We start from the raw sequence: 12,365 nt of genomic DNA on the forward strand, positions 1-12,365 counted from the left end.
GGTCCCAATAATCTAAATTTCTTTCGGAACTTTCATAAAATTTTGATGCGGTGTATGAAAAAAGTCTTGCGGCGTCGGCAGATGTTGTAATCGGAATGAATTTATCTTTTTCTTTAATATGAGGAAGAAACATGTTTGGCGAGTAGCGGTTCCAAACCTTCAAAGGATGAATACATAAACTTGAATCAATGGTATAAATGTCTAATAAAAGCTGTGTTGTTTCTCTTATTCGCGCAATAGTTTTAAAAGAGTGGTTGTCCCTCATTATCGCAAAATAGGCAATCGTATTTAATTCAAAAAGGTAGGGACAAGTAATCATAAAAAAATTGCCTAGCATCAAATCGGTTGCCCAGTAAAGTAAAAGATCTGAAAGGCAATCAAACACATAAAATACTTCTAATCCCTCTTTTTTTATGATCTCATGCACATTTGTTGAAAAAGATTCGAAACCTTCTTTGGCGTTTAATGTATAAGTAAAAATTCCGTCATTATTATTAAACAATGGTGCATGGCTTGCAAAACGCATATAAACAACGCGTTTACCTTTTGAAACTGCATTTCTTGCAAATTCTGTTGCAAGGTATTTATAATTGCTTAGATTATCTATTTGGCAGACAACATTGTCTCCCAAACGCAGATTATTAATAACTTCATCAAGTCCGATAATTCCGGTACTTTCTTTCTTCAGTGATTTCATTTTATTCTCTCAGAATTATGCATTCAGCTATAAGAAAACGAACGTTTTAGTTCTTGATTCTAATTTTCCAGTTCTAAAGTTCTGCCGTATCTATATTCAGCCGCGCATGCCCCTTCCGACGAAACCATGCAAGGCCCTATAGGATTTGACGGTGTGCACTTTTTTGCGAATAAAAAGCATTGCTTGGGATTCTTAATGCCGAGCAAAATTTTTCCGCAATCGCATCCTGATTGCTTTTTAAAATATCTAGCCTCTAATTGAAATATTTTTGAAGCGTCAAAATCCTTATACTCGCTTTTAAATTTTAAACCGCTTTTCGGGATGATTCCTATACCACGCCAATTTGAATCGTTTTCTACAAAAACATCGTCTAAAACCTTTTGGGCATTTATATTTCCTTCATTATTTACGACGGAAGAATACTGTATTTCAACTTTCGGCTTTTTATTTTTAATTTGATCTACAAGCATTTTTATTGAATCTAAAATATCTTTTGCTTCAAAACCGGCTATAACGCAAGGAATTTTGTATTTTTCAGCAATAAATTTATAGGCTTTTGCTCCTATTATTGCTGATACGTGCCCAGGCAGAAGAAAACCGTCAATTTTACGGTTTTTAGTTTGCAATATTGCTTCTAATGCATTGGGAATTGTTTTTAACATCGGCAAGACATAAAAATTGCTAATTTTCTTCTTCTTTGCAATTTTTACGGTCATGGCAATTGAAGGCGAGGTCGTCTCAAAACCAACGCCAAGGAATATTATTTTTTTATTTGGATTTGCTGCTGCTATATCCAAGGCATCAATTGGCGAATAAATAATTCTTATGTCGGCACCGTTTGATTTCTCTTTTTCAAGGCTTGAGAAAGTTCCCGGAACTTTAACCATATCGCCAAAAGTAGTAATTATTACATCCTTTCTTTTGGATATTTCAATGGCAAGGTTGATATCTTCTTCCGGGGTAACACAAACCGGGCACCCCGGGCCTGAAAGCATTGTTAACTCTTTCGGGAATAATTTCTTAAGCCCAAATCTGGCAATAGCCATTGTATGAGTGCCGCAAACTTCCATTAAATTAATTTTCTTGATAGTCATTTTTTTAATATTCAAGAATTTCTTTCCAATTTTTAACCTTTTTTATTTTTTTGAATTTTTTAAGTTTTTTTATCAAAATCTCAGGATCTTTTTCGATAATTATTAAGAACTTTTCGGACTTTTTAAAAAAATCTTCTTTAATGGAGTGATTTAGAAAATTAATAAAATTATTAAAATAACCCTTTACATTAAGCAATCCGCAGGGTTTTTGATGAATCTTTAGCTGATTCCAAGTTACTGCTTCTGAAAATTCTTCCAATGTTCCTATGCCGCCGGGAAGCGCTATGAAGGCATCGGAAAGGTTCGCCATTATTGCTTTTCTTTCGTGCATATCCTTGGCTACAATAAGTTTAGTTATGTCTTTTTTGGCTAATTCTCTTTTAAATAAATTCTTCGGTATTACGCCTGTAACTTTACCGCCATTTTTCATTACGGAATCTGCAAGCACCCCCATAAGGCCGATATTTCCTCCGCCGTAAACAAGAGTAAGTTTTCGCTTGGCAATCTCCTTACCAAGCTCAACCGCAGCAATCTTGTATTTTTCACTTTTTCCAGCACTGGAACCGCAATAAACACAGACTGTCTTCATCTATATTTTATTCCTTTTCATACAATTGATTTTATATCTCCAAAAGTTTCTTTCAGCAAATTGATAGTTTCTTTAGCATCCTTTTTATCCAGCTTATGGATTGCAAAACCGGCGTGGACAATAACATAGTCGCCTTTTTTTGATTGAGGCAAAAAATCAAGCTGAGCAGATCTGATAACTCCGCCAAAGTCTATATCTGCCTGATGATTTTTTCCTATTTTAATAATTTTCCCGGGTATTGCTAGACACATATTTTATAGTGTTAAGGGATAAGTGATAAGTTTTAAGTTACAACTGCAAAAAGTCTATACTTAATCCTTACCACTTACTACTTATCCCTGCCTCTTTGATGCCAAATACGCCTGTCCTAATGAAATTCCGCCATCATTCGGCGGGACTACCTTATTCCAATAGACATTAAAATGTGATTTCCTAAGTTTCTCTATAGTTGATGATAAGATGATTCTATTTTGAAAAACACCGCCGCTTATTGCTATGTCATTAATTTTATATTTTTTCCTAAATTTCTTTGCCAAATAAACAATTATTTCAACTATACTTAAATGAAATTTTGCGCTTATAATTTTTGAATTTATTCCGTTTTCTTTATCTCTTAGAATACCTTTTATAATTTCCTTTAAAGAAATAATAAAACACTCGGTATTTTCATTATAAAATATATTAAAATTATAACCTTTTTTGACTGGTATGTCTAATGCAATAGATTCCATTTCTATTGCAGCCTGAGCCTCAAAAGACACTTCCTGTTTTATGTCCAGAATTGAAGCAACGGCATCAAAAATTCTTCCTACGCTGGAACACTCAATTGAATTGATTTTATTTTTAATCATTTTAACAACATCTAGTGCAGGATATTTTTTGTAGTGTTCTGGCAATTTAGAGATGTCGATTTTTGTTAAAACAGATACACCTAAACGCCATATTTCTTTTGTTGCGATATCGCCGCCGGGCAATAAAAAATTGTCAAAATGTGATAATCTTTTGAAATTTCCTCCGCTATACAAGAAACTTTCTCCTCCCCATATCTTGCCGTCTAAACCTAAACCGGTTCCGTCAAAAGCAAAACCTATCAAAGGCTTATCAATATTATTTTCAGCAATTACCGAAGCTATATGTGCGTGATGATGCTGGACTGCGAACATTTTAAGATTTTTGTTCTTTTCTTTAAGTTTTTTTGCATAAATGGTGGTCATATAATTTGGATGCAGATCATGGACGATAATTGAAGGTTTAATATCAAGATATTTTTGAAAATGCCCCTGCGATTCCTTATAAAATACCAATGATTCGTGATTATCCATATCTCCAACATATTGCGAAACATAAGCGTTTCCATTTCTGGTCAGACAAAAAGTATTTTTAAGCTCTACTCCCGTAGCTAAAATATTAGGATAAGTTTTAGATTTTAATGCATTAATATGTATTTTATAGGGCACAAATCCCCTGCTTTTTCTTATAAAAATATTTCCGTCTGATTTGGCATTGAAATTAAAAAGGATAGAGTCATCGCACCTATTATGTATTTTCCTATTATGAACTAAAAAATAATCTGCTATATGAAATAACTTTTCTTTTAGTTCGGATTCGCTGCGGCATATCGGCTCATCAGTCCTGTTTCCCGAAGTCATTACGAGCATCTCAAAATCACTTTTTTTAAATGAGAAAAGAAGATAATGTAATGGAGTATAAGGCAGCATAATTCCAATATAAGCGTTGCGGGGAGCAATATTATCCGGTACAAGTTTCTTTTTCTTGAGAAGTACTATAGGCCTTTCTACAGATTTTAATAACTTTTCTTCTTCTTTGTTTAAATGTGCGTATTTTTTAGCTGTTTTGATATCCTTTACCATCACTGCAAAAGGCTTATGGGGACGGTTTTTTCTTTTTCTTAAAACCTGAACCGCATTTATATTTAACGCATCGCAGCAAATATGATAGCCTCCCAAACTTTTTACCGCAACTATTTTTCCTTTCTTTAGAAGATTTATAGTTTTATCCAGCGCTGTCTTTTCGTCGGCCGTTATTTCCATTGATCTTGATAATAAACTAATTTTTGGGCCGCAGATAGGGCATGCATTCGGTTGAGCGTGAAATCTTCTATCAGTAAATGTTTCATATTCTTTTTGGCAGTTTTCGCACATCTTAAAAGAAGCCATAGTCGTATTAACCCTGTCATATGGCACTTCTTTTGTTATAGTAAATCTGGGCCCGCAGTTAGTGCAATTTATAAAAGGATAATTATACCGCCGGTCAGATTTATCTAAAAGCTCCTCTAAACAGTCCGGGCAAATTGTCAGATCCGGAGGTATATCCGTTGCCGCTTTTTTCTTATCTTTTTTGGAAATTATTGATAAATTATCAAAATTACGTTTTTTAATTTTTTCTTTTGTGATTTTTTCTATCCGGGCGTGATGAGGTAGTAAATATTTAAGATTTGTGATAAGTTTTTGAATATTTCGAGGATTTCCTTCAACTTCAGTTAAAACACCTGATGCAGTATTTGTTATCCAGCCTTTTAATTTTAGTCTTTTCGCAATTTTGAATAATAAAGGCCTAAAGCCGACTCCCTGAACATTTCCTTTAAAATGGATTCTAAGAGCAGAAAAATTCTTTTTATTCCCCTTGGATATTTTTAACATACATTTCTTTGCCGCTGGCAATTTCAATATTTAAGCTTTTGCAATTCGGACAGGATAAATTCTTCATTTTTTCTTTAGAGATTTTTTCCCGGCAATCCCCGCAAAAACCCTCAAGCTTAGTTTTTTCAAAAATCAGTTTAGCTTTTTCTGCGATGGTGCCCGGCAAAACATGATCTTTAAGAGAATGCCTTACAAAATCTTCTTCTATCCCTGACGCTTCTCCTAAGACAATAACAATTTTATCTATTCTGTTTAGCTTATTTTCTTCAGCAGTCTGCTTTATGATTTTCCAAAAATCTTTTGCAATTCCTAATTCGTGCATAATTATACCTCAGTTCACGAGTTGACGGGTTCACGTGTTCACGAGCAAAAATCTTTTTTCTTCGCCGTTACCCCGTGAACTCTTGAACTAGTGAACTCATGAACGCTTCTTGTCGTTACGGCTGTTGCCCAGTTTGATTGAAAACTATAACGAGGTGGCGGCATTTTGGACATAAAACACGGAATAAATCGGGACGCTGAATTTCAGAAGAATCAACTTCTGATGGCAACTCTTCCGCAATTTTTAATTCTTTTTGAGCGGTATATATAAGATTAAAATTGCCTGAAGACAAAGGTCCCAGTTTATTTATCAGCCATAGAAATTGAGTTTTTGGCGCAATAACCGTTTGGCAGCATTCGCACATAATAAGTTCTTTTTCAATCCCTGAAAAAAGAGACGCTCTATTGTAAGTTGCAAGGTCAAATTCCAGGGATAACTTCACCCCTTTTGACGTAGTGCATAATAGTTCACACTGAGCACAAAAAATACAAAGATCGTAATGCCAAATTACTTCTCTGGTTGGAGGTTTTTTATCTAAATTTTCTTTGATCTCTATTGCGTTTGACGGGCATACTATGCTGCAAGCACCGCAGGCAATACATTCATTGTCATCCGGTATAGGCCTGCCTCTGAATTTTGGAAACGGGGTATGCGGTTCAGCCGGATATTTTGTAGTATAAGGTTTACTGAAAAAAGACTTAAAAGCTTCTTTTAGTTCTCTTAGTTTAGGATATTTCATAACGACAGTAGATAGTAGGTAGTATGTAGGCGTCAGGAAAACCAAAACTACTTACTATTTGAATCCTCCAATGATATTTCTATTTTTTCATTATCAGTCATTTTGCTTTCGGATTTTTTTGCAGCCCTAAGCAGCACGCTCGTTTCTATAGGCGATGTCAGCAAAATAAATATTAAACATAACAACGATTTAACGCCTATGGCCGTAAAACCGTGAATTATAAAAACGCCGAATAAGATACTCAATGTTCCGAAGGTTATGCATTTAGTAGAGCCAAGCAGCCTTGAGTAAACATCGGAAAACCTCAGCAATGCCAACGAAGCAAGTAAATCAAGGATTACTCCCAATGTTATAAATGCATAAGCCAAATAAATCAAGTAATTAGTCATCAAGCGGTTTCCCTTCAATATATTTTGCAAGCACTACGGTGCCTACAAATGCCTGAAAAGCCCAAGCAATGGCAATGTCTATATAGATATGCTGTTTGCATAAAGCAGACAAAATTCCGCAAAATCCTATTACAATGACGCTTAGAACTTTAACGGAAGCGGCGCGATCAGATGTAGTGGGCCCCATAGAAAGACGCAAAAGCGTCAGAAAGCACGCCAGAAGAAGAACATAAAACCATTTATAATATAAACTTATCGGAAGAAGAATATCCAAAGTTAACAAAGATAAGATTATGATCAAACCTATAATCCAGTTAGCTAATTTCATATTTCCTCAAATACAACAGTTGCCATTCCCTGAATCAGGGTTATAGTATTTGCCAGCGCGGTAATGCCTGTTTCGCTTTTCAGTTCAGTAGATATCGGTATAATCTGCGGCTCCAGTTTAAGGTTTGGATTAAGCATATAAAACAAAATTTCAATATTCGCCTTAAACATGTCCCAGATGAGCACCCCGGTATAAACAAAAAACCATAAATATCTTTTGATTCGCAGCATTTTATGCGGGTTTTTGGTAAACAGGTCTCCTTCAATAACTGCAATAATAAAACTTATGCATATGCCCGCAATAATACTTTTCTCGCTGAAAGACCAAGAAAGTATGAACCAAATTATCAGGCATATTATGAAAAGCAGTATTTTAGAACCTTTCATTTGATTACTCCTAAAATCATTGCATACTCTTTCCCTGCCAATACTGAATTTACCGCAAGGCCTAGGAAATGTTCGTAAATTCCGGGCAATAATAAAATTCCTAAAAATATGCAACAAATGGCTAAGATGGTCATAGGAAGCGTCATCAAAAACGGCACTTCTTTAATGTCATTCCATGCTTCTTTTAAATGCCCGTAAAAGATATAACGCTGCACTTTTAAGAAAGAAGAAAGAGTTAAAATGCTTCCGATAACAGCAAAAAAAGCCAGCCAATAATGTTGCGATTGAATGCAGGCCACTATGATGATTAACTTGCTCCAAAATCCGTTCAACGGCGGAATCCCCGCTATAGAAAGCGAGGCAATCATAGAAGTGGTTCCGGTTACCGGCATTTTTTGAGCAAGGCCGCCCAGATCGTTAAGATTTTTTGTCCCTGCGGAATATCCGATGCTTCCGGCATTCAAAAAAAGCAGCGGCTTAAAAACCGAATGATTTAATAGATGAAATAATCCTCCTATTATCCCCAGCGGCGTTCCGAGCCCTATTCCAAGAACTATATATCCCAGCTGGCTTATTGAATGATATGCAAGCAATCTTTTAAAATCCCATTGATACAAAGCAAGAATTACTCCAATTATTATTGAAACAACCCCCAATGTTGAAAATATGGTAAGGGTAAGATTGTCCATGCCGATTACGTTGTAAAATAAACGTATTAAAACATAAATCCCTAAAACCTTTACCATCGCGCCTGCATAAAAACCTGCTATGGGCGCGGGAGCTGATGAATAAGCATCGGGAACCCAGGCATGAAAAGGCACTTGGGCAGCTTTCATGGCAAATCCGCTGATTAAAAGTATAACTACAAAAATATCAAAACCAGTTTTTTCTTTATTCCAGTTCAGTGCTAGATCAAAAAGACTTAACGACGAAAATTTGGAGTAAATAAAAGCTATTGCCAAAAGAATCAGCATTGAAGAAAATGAACCTATTACCGCGTATCTAAAAGCCGCTTCAAAATTTTCCGCCTCGTTATTAAAAGACGAGAGTATATATCCTGCCATTAGGGCGATTTCGCTGAACACAAAAAGATTAAATAAATCTCCCGAGATCAAAACACCGTTAAGGCCGATCAAAGCCAGCATAAAAAGGCAATAATATTTCCATTTTCCGGAATATTTACTCATATATTCAACGGAATAAATTGAAACAATTAATGCGAGAACATTTATTGTAACGGATATGAAAACGCTCAAACCGTCCATAACAAGATTAATACCCAAATTTAAGGGCCAATTGCCTATTTGGAAAACAATCGGGCCTTTTGAGGAAATTTCTTTAAGAGCTATGGCCGACAAAATAGCATTAGCAAGAGTCGCCAAAAAAGCAAGAAAATCAAGTATACGTTCATTTAAATGCCTTGCTATGGAAATAAGAATAAGTGCTGATAAAGGTATAATGATAAAAAAAACTATTAACATATCATCCTTTTAATTTTTTCATTTCATCTACATCAAGTGTCCCGTATTTTTCATAAAGCCTCATTGCTAGGGAGACCAGAAGAACAGTAACAGACAGGCCTATAATAACGGTAATCAGGACAAAAGCCTGGGCCAACGGATCAACGAAATTTTGGCCGGCTTGTTCAATAATCGGCACTTCACCGTTTATTTTGTATCCTATGAGGATGAAAAGCAAGTTAACGGCATAACCCATTATCGCTATACCGATAATTATTTTCAGTAAATTACGTTTTACAAAAACAGCATACAGCCCCACAGAAAACAATATCAGGCACAAGAAATATTCTATCATCTTAATATACCTCAATTCTTGAAATAAATTTCAATCTGAATCGCCGCGCTTTTTAAACGTCAAAAGATTTAAAAACATTAAAAAGAAACAGCCGGCCGAAACTAAAGCCAGCGACATATTCGAAAATACTGAAACAATAATACTTATTAGTTTGAAATTTTTTAAATTCGGCAAATTACTCCCAAAGAAAATAATAACAAACGTTAAAAAACAGAAAATAAATAGAAACAGGTCTTTTATCAAAGCTAGACGCACATAGTTGACCTTTTTTAACACCATTTCTTTCCCGTAAGCCAGCATGAATAACAAAAGCCCGAGAGATATGATAAGCCCGCTGGCAAAACCAACACCATGGCTTTTGCGTGCAAAAACAAAAATATAAAATCCCAAAAGAAATATCAGCCCCAAAGTTAACCGCGTGATTACCTTAACAAAAATCGTCATTCCGCTCACTTTTTTCTCCTTGTTTTATCCGTTATTGATTTAATTCCGATTGTAACAGCAAACAAAACCAGGATTCCTGCTAATGAATCGTAACCTCTGAAAAATATGGAAATTGAAGAAACCATATTTGTTGAATTGGTTCTTGAAAAACTTTCTTCAAGGTAATAGATTGCGGTTTTCATGATAGGCGAGCCAAACTCAGGAATCATGCTGATAGCTTCATAGCCTAAAATCAAAAAGAAACAAACAAAAATAAATATTGTTGTCGTAAACAATATATCTGTCCCTTTGCGTTCCACATGGCTTGTTTCAACCGTTGCTTTAACAAGAAAAGTAAGAGTAACGACCTCAACAATCAAAAGAACCATTGCAAGGTCCGGAGATTTAAGCAAAAGAAAGGACAGCGATAATCCGAGGCCCAGCGCGCCCACGGCTATAACTGAAGAAATCATATCCTTAAGTTCAATTGCGATAATAGCTGTTATGATTAAAAAAATAATTAAAAGTTGTATGGATAACATTTTAAAACAAACTCCCGCCCATATATGCCAGTGCAATTCCGACTAAACCGACTAGAAATAACAAAAGATAAAACTGCAGGCTTCCCATATGAAAGGATGAAAGTATTTTCCCGGATTTCAGCGTAAGCTTAGTGCCTACATGATATATATCAAAGAATTTATTTTCAGACCATAAAAACATTTTCTTAAAAAAATTCATTTCAGAAATACTCTTATAAAACTCTGTTCCCGAATACCTTGCTTCAAGAGGCAGTTCTTCTCCTCCTACAAAAGGCGAGTCTTTTCTAAACTTGATATTTCCTATCAAATAAATGATGAAACCTAGAAGCAGGCCAAAAAGTATGAATATTGTTGCAATATCCGGGCGCCACATCCCGGGAATATTGTCAAGTTTTATATCAAAAGTTGAAATAGCCGGAAATATCAGTTTTCTCAATGGTAAATAATACGGAAAAACGCCGAATACTATACATAAAAGAGCTAGAATTCCCATCGGAAGCATCATAGTAAAACCTACTTCTTTGTATTTTTTTCTATGGATTTCCAAATCCTCGCTTTGTTGGCCCAAAAAAACCGAATGTATCACTTTAATAAAGCTTGCAAGGGTCAATGCTGAACCAAACATCGCCAAGATCAGGAAAAGAATATAGAAATATTCGGCAAAAACATTCATCCCTTTTTCGCTTAATTTTTGAATCAGCGAAAGATATATCATCCATTTTGAAGAAAACCCGTTAAAGGGAGGAACACCGGCAATTGAAAAAGAAAAAATCAAACAACAAACAAAGGTCAATGGCATAAATCTTGAAAGCCCCCCGAGCGAATCCATATTTGTTTTACCTGTTCTATGTTCAACGGAGCTGGCAGTTAATAGAAGTCCGCTTTTATAAATAGCGTTGTTTACCATATGAAAAATACCGCCCGCAATCCCTAACGGAGAACCGGTAGCTATCCCAAGAATCATATACCCAGCCTGAGATATAGCATGGTAAGAAAGGAGTTTTTTTAGGTCACGTTGAATAAGAGCCATTGAAACTGCGGAAATTATTGTTAATCCTCCGATTGAAAGCAAAATAAAAGTCATTAAAGTGTTAAGAACAAACAACTGATTACAAACAAGCAAAAGCAAAAATATGCCCAGAAGTTTATCCAATGAAGCCGGAAAAAATGCAGTTAAGCTTATAGGCATATGCTGGGCAAAATCAGGAACCCAGGTATGAAAGGGCATGGCACCGGCTTTGGTTAAAGCCGCTATAATTAGGCATAAGAACGCCGCTGACGGAACTATTGAATTGCCAAGAACTATTTTTATTTTGTAGATTTCTAAAGTGTTTGTCATAGACCAAAGTATAGCCATTCCTAAAATCATAATCGCATCAGACCCGCCGATAAAAGCATAGGATTTCTTTGAAGCGTTAGAAGCTCCGGGCAAAAGATTTGAAAGAAAATAAAGGGTAAGGCCTTGAAGTCCCCAAAAAACCAGTAATCCCAGCAAATTAACGCTGTACACCGTTGCAAGAGAAAATCCTATGCTGAAAAATATATAAGCGTAGTATTTATTCAAAAGCTCGACAAAATCAGCATATCTGAGCGAAAATATGATAACTATAAATCCGAAAAAGGTGCATCCCAATCCTATTAGTCCCGAAAAAACCCTGTATTCAAATAAAGTTGAAAAAGAAGAATTAATCGGATAGATAAAATTATATATTCCGTATATTAAAGAAAAGAGAGCGCCTATAATAGAAATAACTTTTATTTCGCCTTTCATTTTGTGAGGCAAAATCCGCACAATAAAACCGAAAATAAATAAAATTATTAATGGATATTCCAGCAAAATCATAATATTTTTTTCCTTAAATATTCTGTTTTTTCTTTAGATAACCTCAATAAATCTTGCCCGGAAAACACTTTTTTAGAAGTTTGTTTATCAATAACCGTAAGCCGTTCGGTACAGCAATAACAAGGATCAACAGCGGCAAGAATCAATAGCGCATCGGATATATGCTGGCCAATAACAGCTTTTTGATTGGTAGCGACATTCATAAAAGACGGAGCTCTTATCTTGTGCCTTACCGGACGGTTTGTTTTATCGCTTCTAACATAATGAAAACATTCCCCGCGCGGCGCCTCATGGCGGCCGATACCTTCTCCCTCAGGAATTTCTTTGACCTTTAAATCAATTTCACCCGGATTATTTTTAAGATAATTTAAACATTGATTGACTATTTTAATAGATTGATAAAGTTCTAGAACTCTGACCATCGCTTTGGCAAAAATATCTCCTCCCTGATAAGTAGATATTGACCAGTCTACTAAATCATAAGCGGCATAGGGAGCATTCTTCCTGACATCAATCGCAACATTTGAAGCTCTTGCTA

At 35.4% G+C, this 12,365-nt stretch carries 16 protein-coding genes; all 16 read right to left on the minus strand.

The window, feature by feature from the left end:
• The coding region (locus tag NT145_05415; GenBank protein MCX5782123.1) for a phosphoenolpyruvate synthase at positions 1-697 on the minus strand (697 nt) is incomplete at its 3' end.
• A gap of 59 nt (positions 698-756) precedes the next feature.
• Entirely contained in the window at positions 757-1,806 is a 1,050-nt protein-coding gene (gene hypD / locus NT145_05420; GenBank protein MCX5782124.1) for a hydrogenase formation protein HypD, read from the minus strand.
• Positions 1,796-2,380: a TIGR00730 family Rossman fold protein gene (locus NT145_05425; GenBank protein MCX5782125.1), complete on the minus strand. Its 585-nt coding sequence runs from the start codon at positions 2,378-2,380 to the stop codon at positions 1,796-1,798. The genes hypD and NT145_05425 overlap by 11 nt, the downstream gene beginning before the upstream one ends.
• Positions 2,381-2,397: 17 nt before the next feature.
• Positions 2,398-2,631, minus strand: coding sequence for a HypC/HybG/HupF family hydrogenase formation chaperone (locus NT145_05430; protein MCX5782126.1), 234 nt, complete (start codon positions 2,629-2,631; stop codon positions 2,398-2,400).
• Positions 2,632-2,712: 81 nt separating this feature from the next.
• Positions 2,713-5,040, minus strand: a complete 2,328-nt coding sequence (gene hypF / locus NT145_05435) for a carbamoyltransferase HypF (protein MCX5782127.1) — start codon at positions 5,038-5,040, stop codon at positions 2,713-2,715.
• Positions 5,015-5,362, minus strand: coding sequence for a hydrogenase maturation nickel metallochaperone HypA (locus NT145_05440; protein ID MCX5782128.1), 348 nt, complete (start codon positions 5,360-5,362; stop codon positions 5,015-5,017). Before NT145_05440 ends, hypF begins: the two co-directional genes overlap by 26 nt.
• Positions 5,363-5,477: 115 nt before the next feature.
• Positions 5,478-6,101 (minus strand): 4Fe-4S dicluster domain-containing protein, encoded by a 624-nt coding sequence (locus NT145_05445; protein ID MCX5782129.1) that lies wholly within the window; start codon positions 6,099-6,101, stop codon positions 5,478-5,480.
• A 47-nt stretch (positions 6,102-6,148) separates the two neighbouring features.
• The gene (gene mnhG / locus NT145_05450) at positions 6,149-6,490 is read right to left on the minus strand and encodes a monovalent cation/H(+) antiporter subunit G (GenBank protein ID MCX5782130.1); all 342 of its coding nucleotides are present in this window, start codon (positions 6,488-6,490) and stop codon (positions 6,149-6,151) included.
• On the minus strand, positions 6,483-6,818 hold the full coding sequence (locus NT145_05455; protein MCX5782131.1) for a monovalent cation/H+ antiporter complex subunit F: 336 nt from the start codon (positions 6,816-6,818) through the stop codon (positions 6,483-6,485). Before NT145_05455 ends, mnhG begins: the two co-directional genes overlap by 8 nt.
• Positions 6,815-7,204: a Na+/H+ antiporter subunit E gene (locus NT145_05460; protein MCX5782132.1), complete on the minus strand. Its 390-nt coding sequence runs from the start codon at positions 7,202-7,204 to the stop codon at positions 6,815-6,817. Before NT145_05460 ends, NT145_05455 begins: the two co-directional genes overlap by 4 nt.
• The gene (locus tag NT145_05465; GenBank protein MCX5782133.1) at positions 7,201-8,685 is read right to left on the minus strand and encodes a proton-conducting transporter membrane subunit; all 1,485 of its coding nucleotides are present in this window, start codon (positions 8,683-8,685) and stop codon (positions 7,201-7,203) included. Before NT145_05465 ends, NT145_05460 begins: the two co-directional genes overlap by 4 nt.
• Before the next feature lies 1 nt (position 8,686).
• The gene (locus NT145_05470) at positions 8,687-9,019 is read right to left on the minus strand and encodes a sodium:proton antiporter (GenBank protein ID MCX5782134.1); all 333 of its coding nucleotides are present in this window, start codon (positions 9,017-9,019) and stop codon (positions 8,687-8,689) included.
• A 30-nt stretch (positions 9,020-9,049) separates the two neighbouring features.
• On the minus strand, positions 9,050-9,463 hold the full coding sequence (locus tag NT145_05475) for a hypothetical protein (GenBank protein ID MCX5782135.1): 414 nt from the start codon (positions 9,461-9,463) through the stop codon (positions 9,050-9,052).
• A 5-nt stretch (positions 9,464-9,468) separates the two neighbouring features.
• Positions 9,469-9,984 (minus strand): DUF4040 domain-containing protein, encoded by a 516-nt coding sequence (locus NT145_05480; GenBank protein MCX5782136.1) that lies wholly within the window; start codon positions 9,982-9,984, stop codon positions 9,469-9,471.
• Between the two features lies 1 nt (position 9,985).
• Positions 9,986-11,827, minus strand: a complete 1,842-nt coding sequence (locus NT145_05485) for a proton-conducting transporter membrane subunit (GenBank protein ID MCX5782137.1) — start codon at positions 11,825-11,827, stop codon at positions 9,986-9,988.
• A partial coding sequence (locus NT145_05490) for an NADH:ubiquinone oxidoreductase (protein ID MCX5782138.1) occupies positions 11,824-12,365 on the minus strand: 542 nt, incomplete at its 5' end. The genes NT145_05490 and NT145_05485, both read right to left, overlap by 4 nt.

The sequence above is a fragment of the Elusimicrobiota bacterium genome, assembly GCA_026388075.1.
Taxonomy (GTDB): domain Bacteria; phylum Elusimicrobiota; class Endomicrobiia; order Endomicrobiales; family JAPLKN01; genus JAPLKN01.

Excerpts from the sequence above, each read along its gene's own strand:
- NT145_05425 (MCX5782125.1), bottom strand. The coding sequence starts at position 2,380 with ATGAAGACAGTCTGTGTTTATTGCGGTTCCAGTGCTGGAAAAAGTGAA.
- NT145_05470 (MCX5782134.1), bottom strand. The coding sequence starts at position 9,019 with ATGATAGAATATTTCTTGTGCCTGATATTGTTTTCTGTGGGGCTGTAT.
- NT145_05445 (MCX5782129.1), bottom strand. The coding sequence starts at position 6,101 with ATGAAATATCCTAAACTAAGAGAACTAAAAGAAGCTTTTAAGTCTTTT.
- NT145_05430 (MCX5782126.1), bottom strand. The coding sequence starts at position 2,631 with ATGTGTCTAGCAATACCCGGGAAAATTATTAAAATAGGAAAAAATCAT.
- NT145_05440 (MCX5782128.1), bottom strand. The coding sequence starts at position 5,362 with ATGCACGAATTAGGAATTGCAAAAGATTTTTGGAAAATCATAAAGCAG.
- NT145_05480 (MCX5782136.1), bottom strand. The coding sequence starts at position 9,984 with ATGTTATCCATACAACTTTTAATTATTTTTTTAATCATAACAGCTATT.
- NT145_05475 (MCX5782135.1), bottom strand. The coding sequence starts at position 9,463 with ATGACGATTTTTGTTAAGGTAATCACGCGGTTAACTTTGGGGCTGATA.
- NT145_05455 (MCX5782131.1), bottom strand. The coding sequence starts at position 6,818 with ATGAAATTAGCTAACTGGATTATAGGTTTGATCATAATCTTATCTTTG.
- NT145_05485 (MCX5782137.1), bottom strand. The coding sequence starts at position 11,827 with ATGATTTTGCTGGAATATCCATTAATAATTTTATTTATTTTCGGTTTT.
- NT145_05465 (MCX5782133.1), bottom strand. The coding sequence starts at position 8,685 with ATGTTAATAGTTTTTTTTATCATTATACCTTTATCAGCACTTATTCTT.
- mnhG (MCX5782130.1), bottom strand. The coding sequence starts at position 6,490 with ATGACTAATTACTTGATTTATTTGGCTTATGCATTTATAACATTGGGA.
- hypF (MCX5782127.1), bottom strand. The coding sequence starts at position 5,040 with ATGTTAAAAATATCCAAGGGGAATAAAAAGAATTTTTCTGCTCTTAGA.
- NT145_05460 (MCX5782132.1), bottom strand. The coding sequence starts at position 7,204 with ATGAAAGGTTCTAAAATACTGCTTTTCATAATATGCCTGATAATTTGG.